Below are 12,962 nucleotides of genomic sequence, written 5' to 3'. Positions count from 1 at the left end.
TCCCGGCCACAGGACTAGCGGTGCCGCAGCGGCGTCAGCTGCTCGATGTCATAGCGCTTTCTGAGGGCCCCGATCGCCGTGTGGTCCGGCGGGCCCCCGTTGCCCAGGATCTCCAGCAGTTCCTCGAAGTACCGCTCGTGGTCCGGCGGTGGGGACGCCTGGAAGAACATCTTGGCGGGGGAGTCGGTGGGGTTGGCGAAGGCGTGCGGGCAGCCCGGCGGGACGACGATGACCGTGCCCGGGGTCGCCCGCACCACGCGGTTGCCGGAGTGGGACTCCCACCGCTGCCAGTGGTCGGGGGTCCGGATCCGCGGCTCGAAGGCGAGCACGTCCAGCTCGCCCTCGAGCACGTAGAACAACTCCTCGCTGCGGGTGTGCACATGGGCGCCGACGTCGAAGCCCGGCGGGACCTCCACCTCGAAGGTGGAGGCCGTCCGCGAGTGCGAGCCGGTCACCTTGAACGTCACGCGCTGGGCCGGCGCCTCGACGACGCGGCCCTGGCCCGGCGGTACGAGCAGCCCTTCCGTGGTCATCGCCGGCTCACCACGTCACGGGCAGGGCCTCGGGCCCCCGGATCAACGCGCCCTTTCTGAAGGGCACTTGCTCCGGGGACACCGCGAGCCGCAGATTCGGCACCCGGTCCAGCAGAGCGTCCACCAGCAGTTCCGACTCCAGCCGGGCCAACTGGCCGCCCGGGCAGTAGTGCGGGCCGAAGCCGAACGCCACGTGCGGGTTCGGACTGCGCGTGAGGTCGATCGTCCCGGGGTCGGGGAAGACGTCCGGATCGCGGTTGGCGGCCAGGTACGACACGTAGACCGCGTCGCCCGCCCGGATCCGCACCCCCTTGATCTCCACGTCCTCCAGGGCGATCCGGGACAGCCCGACCGCGTTGCGGTGCGGGATGTAACGCAGCAGCTCGTCGATGGCCCGGGGGCGGATCCGCCGGTCCGCGCGCAGCCGGTCGGCCAGCTCGGGACGGCTCAGCAGGACGTAGAACATCTGCCCGCTGTTGCCGGTGACCGCCTCGCCGCCGATCTGCAGGAGGATCGCGAGGCCCACGGCCTGCGCCAGGGCGATCTCACGGCGTGCCACGGCGGTCCCGAGCAGTGAGGCGATGTCCTCACCGGCGCTGTCCGCGCGGGCGTCGAGGAGCTCGGCGAAGTACGTGCCCATCTCCTCCCTGGCCTGCTCGCCGACGGCGGCGCCGTGCGCGGAGGACAGGATCAGCCGGGTCCAGGCGTGCATCCCCTGCCGGTCCGCGGCCGGCACACCCATCAGTTCGCAGATCACCGCGATCGGGAACGGGCTGAGCACCTCGGCGGTCAGGTCGGCGGGCGGGCCGTTCGCGAGCAGGTCGTCGACCAGTTCGTCCAGCATCCGCCGGGCGCTGTCCCGCACCCGCTCGACACCGTGCGCGGTGAGGGCGGGGGCGACCGTGCGGCGCAGCCGGGTGTGGTCGGGCGGGTCCAGGAAGCCGACCGCGTCGGGGGCCGGGATGAAGTGCGGGGCCAGCCTGGTGATCTGCCGGTCGACGACCGCCTCACGGCTGAACCGGGGGTCGTTGGTGACCGTCCGCACGTCGTCCATGCGGGTCACCAGCCACGCCCAGCCCTCGCCGTTGGGCAGCTCGATACGGGTGACCGGGCCCTGCTCCATCAGCTCGGAGAGCACCGGGTCGAAGGCCACGCCCGTCAGGTCGAACGCCGGCCAGTGCCGGACCGGCGGCGCCGTCCCGGTGCGCGCCTCCTCGACGAGCGTCTCCTCGGTCATGCCCTGCCTCCGGCCTGCCAGTAGCCGAGCGACATCTCGGCGGTGATGCCGGGGCCGAACCCGGCGAGCAGTCCGCGCGCCCGGTCCTCGGTGCCGCCGTCGTCGAACAGCCGGCGCAGCGCGTCCAGGACGACGGCGCTGGCGATGTTGCCGTACTCGGTGAGCGTGGCCCGGCTGAACCGGAACGCGTGCGGCTCGACGTTCAGGAACTTGCTGAGGTCGTCCAGGATGCGTGGGCCACCCGCGTGGATGACGTAGAAGTCCAGGTCGGAGGCGTCCCAGCCGTGCACTCCGGCCAGGTCCCGCAGGGCCGGGGCGAGCGGCTCCATCGTGGTGGGCACCCGCTTGTCCAGCATGAAGTGGAAGCCGGTCGCCCGGACGTCGTAGGCGATCCACTCCTCGGTCTTGGGGATCAGGTACGAGCCGTTGCGCTCCAGCCGGACGCCCGTGCCGCCGGTGCCGCGGACCACGGCCGCGGCGATGCCGTCGCCGAACAGGCCGTTGGAGAGCAGGGAGCCGATGCCGAGGTCGGTGGGCTGGTAGCACAGCGAGCAGAACTCGCAGGCCACGATGAGCGCGTTGGCGTCCGGGTAGGCCGTGCAGAAGTCGTGGGCCCGGTTGATCGCGGCGCCCCCGGCCGCACAGCCCAGCTGGGCTATGGGGAGCTGCCGGGTGGTCGAGTCGAACTCCATCTCGTTGATCAGCCACGCGGTGAGCGAGGGCATCATGAAGCCCGTGCACGACACGTAGATGATGACATCGATGTCCCGGGCCAGGAGCTCGGCGTCGTCGAGAGCCCGCTGGATGACCGCGGGGACCCGGGCCTTCGCCTCCTGCTCGTAGAGCTTGTTGCGCTCCTCGAAGCCGGGGTGCTTGAGGGTCTCCTCGATGGGCTGCACGATGTGCCGGGTCCGCACGCCGGTGTTCTCGATCAGTCGGAGGGCCAGGGGGAGTTGCGGGTGGTCCGCGTGGCGGGAGCGCGCGAGCTCCAGTGTCTCCTCCATCGTGATCACGTGCTCTGGAACGGACACCGAGGGTCTGCACAAAGTCGCCATGAGCCGTGCCTGCTTTCGCCTTCCGGAAGGCCGGTTGCCGCCCGGGGAGGGTGCTGCACCCAAAAAGGTGGCTTATCCACGATCCCCCGGGAGAGCGACGATCTTCTCGCGGAACTACTCCAATCCGGCGACGGCGAACAGCGCCCGGCGGGCTCGCGAGGCTTGGCTCCGGAGGACGGGGAACCGGCCTCCGCGGCCGGAAAACGCCTGCTCACAGGCTTGAGGTCGCGCTCCGTCACGAGCCTCGCGGCCCGCTCCGTCCGCCACCCACCACAGGAAGATCCAGGCCGCGCCTCCTGAGCCCCCGGGGGCGGGCGTCGGCGTCAGCCTTCAGGAGTACGGCGCCTGTCGGTACGGAGGGAGCCGCCGTCGCTGCGGCTGCGGAGCCGGCGCCGCGGGCGACGCGCAGGCGCACGGCCGGGCTCCGTGTCTCGGGGCGGGCCGGGCCGGGCCGGGCCGGGGCGAGGGCGAGGGCGGGGCGAGGGCGAGGCGAGGGAGGGCGCAGCGGGCGCGGCGACGCACCGGAGCGCCCGCCGGGCCGCGGCAGCCGGTCCGGCGCCGCGGCGCTCCCGTCGGCCTGCAGGCCCGGTCCGTCCGGTCAGCCGGAGGCGGTTCCGCAGTCGCGGGCGAGGCGAGGTGGGGCGCGACGTGACGGGGCAGGGCCGGGCGGGCGGGAGGTGCCGAAGCGGCCGCCGGGTCACCTCGCCACCACCCCGCGTGGCGCGTACATCGCCGAGACGGCAGCCGTGGGCGGGTCCCGTCGGCTCGGTCCGTCCGGGAGGCGGTGCTGCCGCTGTCGATGAGGCGGGGCAGGGCCAGGCGCCGCCGAAGCGTCAGCCGGAGGCGGTTCCACTGCTGTGGGCGATGCAGGCCACGTCGATGCGGTCGGCCAGCTTGGCCAGCTCGATGGTCAGCGCGGCCACCGTGTCCTCGTCGAGACCCTCCTGGCCGGCCTCCACCAGCCGCAGCCACCGGCCGCCGACCGTGCGCAGCAGCTTGCTCACGTCCGCCGCGGCCACCTGCAAGGTACCGCGGTCGTCGACGATCAGAGGCAGAGTCACTTCGCGGTTCACAAAGGGGATCGTAGCCGTGGAAGCCTCATGCCCCGTGCCACACGGTGGTGATGTTGCAGAACTCGCGGATTCCGTGCCCGGACAGCTCACGTCCGTACCCCGACCGCTTCACACCGCCGAACGGGAACGCCGGGTGCGAGGCGGTCATCCCGTTGATGTACACCCCGCCCGCCTCCAGGTCCCGTACGAACCGTTCCACCTCGGTCTCGTCCTCGGTCCAGACGTTGGAACTCAGACCGAAGGGCGAGTCGTTGGCGATGAGTACCGCCTCGTCGAGGTCGGTCGCCCGGTACAGCGTGGCCACCGGACCGAACGCCTCCTCGCGGTGGATGCGCATCTCGCGGGTGATGCCGGACAGCACGGTCGGCGGGTAGTACCAGCCGGGCCGGTCGGGCCGTTCGCCACCGCACAGCACATGGGCCCCGCCGCGCCGGGCGTCGTCGACGAGCTCCTCCAGGTCCGCCCGGCCCCGCTCGCTGGACAGTGGCCCGACGTCGGTGTCCTCCTGCAACGGTTCGCCGATCCGCAGCGCCGTCATACCGGCCACGAAGCGCTCGGCGAAGGCGTCGTGGACGTCCGTGTGCACGATGAACCGCTTGGCCGCGATGCAGGACTGGCCGTTGTTCTGCACCCGGGCGGTCACCGCGACCCCGGCGGCCCGGTCGATGTCGGCCGACGGCATCACGATGAACGGGTCGCTGCCGCCCAGCTCCAGCACCGTCTTCTTGATCATCTCCCCGGCGGTGGACGCCACCGCCCGCCCGGCCGGTTCGCTGCCGGTCAGGGTGGCCGCCTTCACGCGCTCGTCGCGCAGGATGTCGTCGACCGCTCCGGAGCCGATGAGCAGGGTCTGGAAACAGCCCTCGGCGAAGCCCGCCCGGTGGAACAGGTCCTCCAGGTACAGGGCCGTCTGCGGCACGTTGGAGGCGTGCTTGAGCAGGCCGACGTTGCCGGCCATCAGGGCGGGCGCGGCGAAGCGGATCACCTGCCACAGCGGGAAGTTCCAGGGCATGACGGCCAGCACCGGTCCGAGCGGCCGGTAGCGGACCAGGGCGCGGGAGGCCCCGGAGTCCTTCACGTCCGACTCGGCGGGCCGCTCGTCGGCGAGGAGTTCCTCGGCGTGCTCGGCGTACCAGCGCATCGCCTTGGCGCACTTCGCGGCCTCCGCGCGGGCCTGCTTGACCGGCTTGCCCATCTCCGTGGTCATGACACGGGCGATCTCCTCCTGGTCCTCGTCGAGGAGGGCGGCGGCCCTGTTCATCAGCCGGGCCCGCTCGGCGCAGGCCGTCGTCCGGTACGTACGGAACGTGGCCTGCGCGAGCTGGAGCCGGCGCTCGATCTCCTCCTCGCCCATGGCCTCGTACGTCTTGAGCGTCTCGCCGTTGGCCGGGTTCACCGTGGCGATGGACATGGCTGACCTCCCCTATGACGGGCTGTGCTTCGACCTTCCCGCGCCGCGGTGCCGATCGCAACGCGTGGGGTCCTCGTCAGAGCGAGTGCTCGGCCAGGCGGTCGAGAAACGCGGTCTGGGCCGTGACGATCACCTCGCGGGCCCGGTCCAGACCGAGCCAGGCCACCCGGTCGAGCTCCGGGAACTCCTGGGTGCGTCCGGACCGCGGCGGCCACTCCATGGTGAAGGTGCCGGGGACGATCGCCGCCGGGTCGAGGTCGCCCTCGATCGCCCAGGCAGTGACGGTCTTGCCGCTCGTCTGCCGGACCTCGCCCAGCGGTACGGCCTCCCCGCCCGGCGGCGGCAGCCCCAGCTCCTCCCGGAACTCGCGGCGGGCCGCCTCCCATGCGGGTTCCTCCGGGTCGTACTCGCCCTTCGGCACCGTCCACGCCCCCGCCTCCCGCCGGGCGAAGAAGGGGCCGCCCATGTGTCCGAGAAGCACCTCCAGGCCGTCGCCGGAGCGCCGGTACAGCAGCAGACCGGCACTGCGCCGGCCCCGCCGGGCGCTCATGGCGCGATCTCCGGGTGCGCGGCCAGCAGCGTCGCGACGCTGTCGGCGTCCTCGGGCCGCTTGTCCTCGCGGTAGCGCACGACCCGGGCGAAGCGGAGGGTCACGCCCGCCGGGTAGCGGGTGGACCGTTGCAGGCCGTCGTAGGCGATCTCGACGACGAGTTCGGGGCGCACGGTCACCACCCAGCCGTCGTCCTCGACGGTGAGCCGGCGCAGTCGCTCGGTCTGCCAGGCCAGCATCGCGTCCGTCATGCCCTTGAACGTCTTGCCGAGCATCGCGAAGCCGCCGTCGGCGGTGCGTGCGCCCAGGTGCAGGTTGGACAGTTTGCCGGTGCGGCGGCCGTGGCCCCACTCGGCGGCCAGGACCACCAGGTCCAGGGTGTGCACGGGCTTCACCTTGAGCCAGGCCGCGCCTCGCCGGCCCGCGCTGTAGGCGGCGTCGAGGGCCTTGACGACCACACCCTCGTGGCCGCGCCGCAGCGTCTCGGCCAGGAACCGTTCGGCCTCGCCCACGTCGTCCGGTCCGGACACCAGGGTGCGCCTGACCCGCATCGGCTCCGGCACCAGACGGGCCAGCTCGGCGTGGCGCTCGGTCAGCGGCAGGTCGAGCAGGTCGCGGTCGCCGACCGACAGCGCGTCGAAGAAGACGGGGGAGACGGGGACCGCCTCGGCGGCCGTGGCCACGTCGACACGCGAGCCCACGCGTCCGGCGGTCTCCTGGAACGAGCGCGGCCGCCCGTCCGCCCCGAAGGAGATGACCTCGCCGTCCAGGATGAACCGTGCGCCGTTCAACTCCCGTGCGGCCGCCGTCAGTTCCGGAAGCCGGTCGGTGATGTCGTCCAGGGTGCGGGTGTGCACCCGTACGGTGTCGCCGTCCCGGTGGACCTGGACCCGGATGCCGTCGAGTTTCTCCTCGACGGCGCACGCGCCGAGCCGTTCGACCGCCTCGGCCACGGAGGAGGCGCTGTGCGCCAGCATCGGCAGGACCGGGCGGCCGACGGTGAGCCGGAAGCGCTCCAGCGCCGGCGGGCCGTCCGCGAGCAGTGCCTGGGCCACCGTCTGCAGTGATCCGGCCAGCATCACCGCCCGCCGCACGTCCGCCGGGGGCGCGCCCGTCGCCCCGGCCAGCGCCTCGACGGCGATGGCGTCCAGCGCCCCCTGCCGGACCTCCCGGGTGAGCAGCCCCCGCAGGAACCGCTGCTCGTCCTCGGTCGCCGCGCCCATCAACTCACCGACGATCCGGGCGCGTTCCGCCTGCGACCCGGGCCCGGACACCTTGCCGAGCTCGCTCAGCCGGGCGTCCACCTCGCGCACGGTGAGAGAGGCCTCGGCGGCCGGGACGACCCGGCGGCCGAGCACCTTCCAGCCCACCCCCAGCCGCCCCTGCGGCAGCCGGCCCGCCAGATACGGAATGACGACCGGCACATCCTCCGCCCCCGCCTCCCGGAACAACTCCGCAAGCAGAACGATCTTCCGAGACCGCGCCGAGGCGGCGGCAACCTCCCGCGAAACCTGAGCCAACCGCGCGAGCAACATGCAGCCATGGTGCAACGCAGGACGCCGCCATACACCCGGACGCCACCGGCACGCGGGCGGTCGCTGTACCGCTCGCGTGCGCGGCCTGTACACGAACGTGGTCCCACAGGTGGACGCGAGCCTGAACCGGGCGTGACCCGGTTCGCGGGCGCGGGCCTGTGGGCGCGGCCGTGTACGCGAGCGTCGGCCTGTACGTGGGCACGGTCCCGCACGCGGGCGTCGGCGTGTACACAGCGGTGGTCTCGCAGGCGGGCGAGGGCCTGTACCCGGGCGTGGTCCGGCATGCCGGCGCGGAGTTGGGTGTTGCTGGGCACCTGGGTGGCGTTCCGCGCGCGGCTGCTGTCGTGCAATGTGGGCCGCCGTCCTGCGCGCGGGCGCCGCCCTGCACCTGGGCCCCGGCCTGTACGGGTGCTGCCCTGTACCCGGGCGGCGGTCCGCATTCGGGAGTCGTCCTGCACGGGGGCGGCGGCCTGCTGCCGGGTGCAGGGCAGCCCCTCGCGCTCGGGTGCCGCCCAGGTACAGCGTGGTGCCCTACACCCGGGCCGCGCCCCCCGCCGTCACCGCTGCGTCGAGGTCGGTGAACAGCAGTTCGCCGTTGATTGCCGCGCCGGCGCGGTAGCCGCGGCTGGCGGCGTTGATCACCTGTTCGGCGAAACCGCTCGCGTTTCCGGCCGACCACAGGCCGGGGACGGTCGTCAGGCCCCGTTCGTCGATCACCGGGAAGGCGCCGAACGGCGTCTCGCGCAGTTCGGCGCCCAGCTGCTGGAGCAGGTCGGTCCGCGGCAGCGCGCGCGGTGCGACGAACAGAGCCTCGCGGGCGTGCGTCGAGCCGTCGTCGAGGCGGACCCCGGTCAGCCGGTCCGCCTCGACGACGATCCCGGCCACCTCGCCCGGCACCACGCGGACACCGGCCGCGGCCAGCCTGCGCAGGTCGTCGTCGTTCAGCTCGTTCTCGCCGACCTCGTGCAGGAAGAGCGTCACGTCCTTGGACCACTGGGTCACCATCAGCGCCTGGTGGACGCTCAGCGGGGTCGTGGCGAGCACGCCGAAGGCCTGGTCGCGCACCTCCCAGCCGTGGCAGTACGGGCAGTGCAGGACGTCGCGGCCGAAGCGTTCGGCGAGGCCCGGGACCGCCGGGAGCTCGTCCTTCAGGCCGGTGGCCACGACCATCTGCCGGGCGTGGACCGTGCGCCCTCCGGCCAGCGTCACGTCGAACTCACCCCCGGCGTCCCGGACGGCCTCCACCGCCCGGTCCCGGACCAGTTCGACCCCGTACCGCTCGATCTCCTCGCGGCCGGCGGCGAGGAACCGCTCCGGGGACATGCCGTCCCGGGACAGGAAGCCCTGCATGTGCGCGGACGGCGCATTGCGCGGCTCGCCCGCGTCGACGACCAGCGTGCGCCGCCTGGCCCGGCCGAGGACCAGCGCGGCGGACAGGCCCGCCGCGCCGCCTCCGACGACGACGGCCTCGTACTTCTCGGCCTGCACAGCCTGCTCGGCCGGCTCGGTCTTCCCGCTCTTCTCGGTCATGGTGACCACCTCCACGGAGAAGGTCGTCCGTCCGGTGCCGGATTGACAAACACATTTGCCGGTTCCGCAACCAAGGCAGCACTATCGAGACATGAGCATCGAGGACGTTCTGGCAGACGTGGGCCCCCGGCTGCGCCGGATACGCAAGGAACGGGAGGTCACCCTCTCCGCCCTCGCGGAGGCGACCGGGATCTCCGTCAGCACCCTGTCGCGCCTGGAGTCGGGCCTGCGCAAGCCCAGTCTGGAGCTGCTGCTGCCGATCGCCCAGGCCCATCGGATGCCGCTGGACGAACTGGTCGGAGCCCCTCCGGTGCGCGACCCGCGGGTACGGGCCGAGCCGATCGTGCGCGGCGGCCGCACCCACTGGCCGCTGACCCGGCAGCCGGGCGGCCTGCAGGCGTTCAAGGTGCTGGAACCGCGGCGCAGGCTCGAACCGGACCCGCGGACGCACGAGGGCTACGAGTGGCTGTACGTGCTGTCCGGCAGGCTGCGGCTGGTGCTCGGCGGGCACGACGTGGTGCTCACGGCCGGTGAGGCGGCGGAGTTCGACACGCGCGTGCCGCACTGGTTCGGGTCGACGGGGGAGGGGCCGGTGGAGTTCCTGAGCCTGTTCGGGCCGCAGGGCGAGCGCATGCACGTACGGGCGCGACCGGCCCGAGGGGGCGAGGACGGCTGACCGCGGGTGTTCCCCGAGGGGCAAGCGACTGCTTAGTATGCAAATGACCCGGTCAGACGACGCGACGACGCGGTCCCCTGGAGGCGGCGCATGCAGGCATGGCGAGTGCACGACAACGGCGAGCCGGGCAAGGTGATGCGCCTGGAGGAGACCGAGCCGCCCGTCCCGGGCGAGGGCCGGATCCTGCTCAAGGTGCGTGCCGCCACCATCAACTTCCCGGACGCGCTGCTGTGCCGCGGCCAGTACCAGGTCAGGCCGCCGCTGCCCTTCACCCCGGGCGTGGAGATCTGCGGCGAGACGGAGGACGGCCGCCGGGTGATCGCCAACCCGGAGCTGCCGTACGGCGGTTTCGCCGAGTACGCCGTCGCCGCCACCGACGCCGTACTGCCCGCCCCCGACGCGCTGGACGACGCCGAGGCGGCCGCCCTGCACATCGGCTACCAGACGGGCTGGTTCGGCCTGCACCGCCGGGCGCGCCTGGAGGCCGGCGAGACCCTGCTCGTCCACGCCGCCGCCGGAGGCGTCGGCAGCGCGGCCGTGCAGCTCGGCAAGGCGGCCGGCGCCCGGGTCATCGGTGTCGCCGGCGGTGCCGGGAAGGCCGCCGTGGCCCGTGGGCTGGGCTGCGACGTGGTGATCGACCGGCACACGGAGGACGTCGTCGCCGCCGTGAAGGAGGCCACCGGTGGCCGGGGCGCGGACGTGGTCTACGACCCGGTCGGCGGCACGGCCTACGCCCAGTCCGCCAAGGCCGTCGCCTTCGAGGGCCGGATCCTGGTCGTCGGCTTCGCCGGCGGGACCATCCCCAGCCCCGCGCTCAACCACGCACTCGTCAAGAACTACTCGATCGTGGGCCTGCACTGGGGCCTGTACAACACCAAGAACCCCGAGCTGGTCCGGCACTGCCACGAGCAGCTCACCGACCTGGCCGCCCGGGGCGCGATCAAGCCGCTGGTGAGCGAACGGGTGCCGCTGGCCGGGGCCGCGGCCGCCGTCCAGCGGGTCGCCGACGGAGCCACCACCGGCCGCGTCGCCGTGGTGCCCGGCCTGGAGAACGGAGCCACCGCATGACCGACGCCGAGGAACTGCGCCGCCGCACCGGAGAGTTGCTGGCCGCGCACCCGCCGGCCACCACCGGCACGCTCGACTTCCTCCGGGCCCGTTTCGACGCCGGGCTCGCCTGGGTGCACTACCCGCGAGGCCTCGGTGGCCTCGGCGCCGCCCGCTCTCTCCAGACCGTCGTGGACGCCGAGTTGACGGCGGCGGGCGCCCCGGACAACGACCCGCGCCGCATCGGCATCGGCCTCGGCATGGCCGCGCCGACCCTCCTGCGCCACGGCACCGAGGAGCAGAAGCGGCGCTTCCTCAGGCCGCTGTGGACCGGGGAGGAGGTCTGGTGCCAGCTGTTCAGCGAACCGGGCGCCGGATCCGACCTGGCCGCCCTCGGCACCCGGGCGGTCCGCGACGGTGACACGTGGGTGGTCGGCGGCCAGAAGGTGTGGACCTCCAGCGCCCACCTCGCCCGCTGGGCCATCCTCATCGCCCGCACCGACCTCGACCTGCCCAAGCACCAGGGCATCACCTACTTCCTCTGCGACATGACCGACCCCGGTGTCGAGGTGCGGCCGCTGCGCCAGATCACCGGAGAGGCCGAGTTCAACGAGGTCTTCCTGACGGGCGTGCGCATCCCCGACTCCCACCGTCTCGGCGACGTCGGCGACGGCTGGCGGGTCGCCCGGACCACGCTCATGAACGAGCGCGTGTCCATCGGCGGCATGCGGCTGCCCCGCGAGGGCGGCATGATCGGCCCGGTCGCGAGGACCTGGCGCGAGCGCCCGGAACTGCGCACCCACGACCTGCACCAGCGGCTGCTGAAACTGTGGGTGGAGGCCGAGGTCGCCCGCCTGACCGGTGAGCGGCTGCGCCAGCAACTGGCCGCGGGCCAGCCCGGCCCCGAGGGCTCCGGCATGAAGCTCGCCTTCGCCCGCCTCAACCAGGAGATCAGTGGCCTTGAGGTCGAACTCCGCGGCGAGGAGGGGCTGTTGCACGACGATTGGAGCATGCGCCGCCCCGAACTGGTCGACTTCACCGGCCGCGACGCCGGCTACCGCTATCTGCGCGCCAAGGGCAACAGCATCGAGGGCGGAACGAGCGAGGTCCTGCTGAACATCGTCGCCGAGCGCGTCCTCGGACTGCCCGCCGAGCCGCGCACCGACAAGGACGTCGCCTGGAAGGACCTCGCCCGATGAGCGCGTTGAGCCCGATGAGCACCACGAGCGCCGAACCCCACCTGCTGTACTCGGAGGAGGAAGAGGCGCTGCGCGCCGCCGTCCGGGACCTGCTCACCGACCACTGCGCCCCGGCGGACGTGATCGCGCGCGCCGAGACGGACGCCCCGCACGACCGGGCACTGTGGAAGACGCTCGCCGACGGCATGGGCCTGGCCGGTCTGCTGGTGCCCGAGGAATACGGCGGTCAGGGCGCCACGCACCGCGAAGCGGCGGTCGTTCTGGAGGAGTTGGGCCGCGCGGTGGCTCCCGTCCCGTACCTCACCAGCGCCGTGGTCGCCACCGAGGCGCTGCTGGCCTGCGCCGGCGACGACTGCGCCGGGCTGCTGTCCCGCCTGGCGTCCGGTCGTGCGATCGGCGCCCTCGCGGTCGGACTGCACACCGCGCCGGGCGCCTTCAGGGCCGTACGACTGGAATCCGGGCTGCTGCACGGAGAGCTGACGGGCATCGCGGACGCGGCGATCGCCGATGTGCTGCTCGTGCCCGCGGAGGACGGCGCGCTCCACGCGGTCGACGCGGACGACGTCACCATCACCCCGCAGGTGTCGCTGGACCTGACCCGGCCGCTCGCGACCATCTCCTTCGACGCCGTACGGGGCCGCCGGCTGGGCGACGCCGGGCCGGCCGTGCACCGGGCGCTGCGGGCCGGCGCCGGACTGCTCGCCTCCGAACAAGTCGGCCTCGCCGACTGGACCTTGACCGAGACCGTGCGCTACCTGAAGGAGCGCACGCAGTTCAACCGGCCGGTCGGCGGCTTCCAGGCGCTCAAGCACCGGCTCGCCCAGCTGTGGCTGGAGGTCGCCGGACTCCGCGCCGCCGCCCGGTCCGCGGCCGACGCGCTCGCCAGGGAGGAGGACGCCGACGTGGCGGTGGCCGTCGCCCAGGCCTACGCGGCGCCCGTCGCCGTCCACGCGGCCGAGGAGGCGCTGCAACTGCACGGCGGCATCGGCATGACCTGGGAGCATCCGGTCCACCTGTACCTGAAGCGGGCCAAGGCGGACTCGATCGCGTACGGCACCGCGGGCGCCCACCGCGAGGCGCTGGCCCGGCTGGTCGGCCTCGAAGCGCCCTGACGTC

Annotated in this window: 12 protein-coding genes; 4 read left to right on the top strand and 8 right to left on the bottom strand. The window is 73.2% G+C overall.

Annotated elements, in window-relative coordinates; translation table 11 throughout:
* Positions 1 to 14 precede the first annotated feature (14 nt).
* The 8 genes from ACIQMV_RS25970 to ACIQMV_RS25935 all read right to left on the bottom strand — a co-directional run bounded on the left by ACIQMV_RS25970 (position 15) and on the right by ACIQMV_RS25935 (position 8,924).
* Positions 15 to 533 carry a cupin domain-containing protein gene (locus ACIQMV_RS25970; protein WP_141363207.1) on the bottom strand — a complete coding sequence of 173 codons (519 nt, stop codon included), beginning with the start codon at positions 531 to 533 and terminating at the stop codon, positions 15 to 17.
* A gap of 7 nt (positions 534 to 540) precedes the next feature.
* Positions 541 to 1,770, bottom strand: coding sequence for a cytochrome P450 (locus ACIQMV_RS25965; protein WP_402595917.1), 1,230 nt, complete (start codon positions 1,768 to 1,770; stop codon positions 541 to 543).
* Positions 1,767 to 2,888, bottom strand: a complete 1,122-nt coding sequence (locus ACIQMV_RS25960) for a type III polyketide synthase (RefSeq protein WP_402595916.1) — start codon at positions 2,886 to 2,888, stop codon at positions 1,767 to 1,769. The genes ACIQMV_RS25965 and ACIQMV_RS25960 overlap by 4 nt, the downstream gene beginning before the upstream one ends.
* 770 nt (positions 2,889 to 3,658) lie before the next feature.
* Positions 3,659 to 3,898 (bottom strand): DUF6213 family protein, encoded by a 240-nt coding sequence (locus ACIQMV_RS25955; protein ID WP_141363213.1) that lies wholly within the window; start codon positions 3,896 to 3,898, stop codon positions 3,659 to 3,661.
* 25 nt (positions 3,899 to 3,923) lie between these two features.
* Complete coding sequence (locus tag ACIQMV_RS25950) at positions 3,924 to 5,309, bottom strand: NADP-dependent succinic semialdehyde dehydrogenase (protein WP_402595915.1); 1,386 nt, start codon at positions 5,307 to 5,309, stop codon at positions 3,924 to 3,926.
* A gap of 76 nt (positions 5,310 to 5,385) precedes the next feature.
* Positions 5,386 to 5,859 (bottom strand): NUDIX domain-containing protein, encoded by a 474-nt coding sequence (locus tag ACIQMV_RS25945; protein ID WP_402595914.1) that lies wholly within the window; start codon positions 5,857 to 5,859, stop codon positions 5,386 to 5,388.
* Complete coding sequence (locus tag ACIQMV_RS25940; RefSeq protein WP_402595913.1) at positions 5,856 to 7,394, bottom strand: ATP-dependent DNA ligase; 1,539 nt, start codon at positions 7,392 to 7,394, stop codon at positions 5,856 to 5,858. Before ACIQMV_RS25940 ends, ACIQMV_RS25945 begins: the two co-directional genes overlap by 4 nt.
* A 531-nt stretch (positions 7,395 to 7,925) precedes the next feature.
* Positions 7,926 to 8,924 (bottom strand): NAD(P)/FAD-dependent oxidoreductase, encoded by a 999-nt coding sequence (locus tag ACIQMV_RS25935; protein ID WP_402595912.1) that lies wholly within the window; start codon positions 8,922 to 8,924, stop codon positions 7,926 to 7,928.
* A 91-nt stretch (positions 8,925 to 9,015) separates the two neighbouring features.
* Here ACIQMV_RS25935 and ACIQMV_RS25930 point away from each other — a divergent pair, with 91 nt between their 5' ends.
* The 4 genes from ACIQMV_RS25930 to ACIQMV_RS25915 all read left to right on the top strand — a co-directional run bounded on the left by ACIQMV_RS25930 (position 9,016) and on the right by ACIQMV_RS25915 (position 12,958).
* Positions 9,016 to 9,600: a helix-turn-helix domain-containing protein gene (locus ACIQMV_RS25930; protein WP_141363222.1), complete on the top strand. Its 585-nt coding sequence runs from the start codon at positions 9,016 to 9,018 to the stop codon at positions 9,598 to 9,600.
* 90 nt (positions 9,601 to 9,690) lie between these two features.
* Positions 9,691 to 10,668, top strand: coding sequence for an NADPH:quinone oxidoreductase family protein (locus ACIQMV_RS25925; RefSeq protein ID WP_402595911.1), 978 nt, complete (start codon positions 9,691 to 9,693; stop codon positions 10,666 to 10,668).
* Entirely contained in the window at positions 10,665 to 11,846 is a 1,182-nt protein-coding gene (locus ACIQMV_RS25920; protein ID WP_402595910.1) for an acyl-CoA dehydrogenase family protein, read from the top strand. Before ACIQMV_RS25925 ends, ACIQMV_RS25920 begins: the two co-directional genes overlap by 4 nt.
* Positions 11,843 to 12,958 (top strand): acyl-CoA dehydrogenase family protein, encoded by a 1,116-nt coding sequence (locus ACIQMV_RS25915; protein ID WP_402595909.1) that lies wholly within the window; start codon positions 11,843 to 11,845, stop codon positions 12,956 to 12,958. Before ACIQMV_RS25920 ends, ACIQMV_RS25915 begins: the two co-directional genes overlap by 4 nt.
* The last annotated feature ends 4 nt before the right edge of the window (positions 12,959 to 12,962 follow it).

Source organism: Streptomyces sp. NPDC091412, from assembly GCF_044756885.1.
In the GTDB taxonomy this organism is placed as follows: domain Bacteria; phylum Actinomycetota; class Actinomycetes; order Streptomycetales; family Streptomycetaceae; genus Streptomyces.
The sequence above is the reverse complement of the archived record's forward strand: the minus strand, read 5'-3'. Positions and strand labels throughout refer to the sequence as shown.

Coding starts and splice junctions, on each gene's coding strand:
- ACIQMV_RS25930 (WP_141363222.1), top strand. CDS start 9,016: ATGAGCATCGAGGACGTTCTGGCAGACGTGGGCCCCCGGCTGCGCCGG.
- ACIQMV_RS25920 (WP_402595910.1), top strand. CDS start 10,665: ATGACCGACGCCGAGGAACTGCGCCGCCGCACCGGAGAGTTGCTGGCC.
- ACIQMV_RS25935 (WP_402595912.1), bottom strand. CDS start 8,924: ATGACCGAGAAGAGCGGGAAGACCGAGCCGGCCGAGCAGGCTGTGCAG.
- ACIQMV_RS25950 (WP_402595915.1), bottom strand. CDS start 5,309: ATGTCCATCGCCACGGTGAACCCGGCCAACGGCGAGACGCTCAAGACG.
- ACIQMV_RS25965 (WP_402595917.1), bottom strand. CDS start 1,770: ATGACCGAGGAGACGCTCGTCGAGGAGGCGCGCACCGGGACGGCGCCG.
- ACIQMV_RS25925 (WP_402595911.1), top strand. CDS start 9,691: ATGCAGGCATGGCGAGTGCACGACAACGGCGAGCCGGGCAAGGTGATG.
- ACIQMV_RS25940 (WP_402595913.1), bottom strand. CDS start 7,394: ATGTTGCTCGCGCGGTTGGCTCAGGTTTCGCGGGAGGTTGCCGCCGCC.
- ACIQMV_RS25915 (WP_402595909.1), top strand. CDS start 11,843: ATGAGCGCGTTGAGCCCGATGAGCACCACGAGCGCCGAACCCCACCTG.
- ACIQMV_RS25970 (WP_141363207.1), bottom strand. CDS start 533: ATGACCACGGAAGGGCTGCTCGTACCGCCGGGCCAGGGCCGCGTCGTC.
- ACIQMV_RS25945 (WP_402595914.1), bottom strand. CDS start 5,859: ATGAGCGCCCGGCGGGGCCGGCGCAGTGCCGGTCTGCTGCTGTACCGG.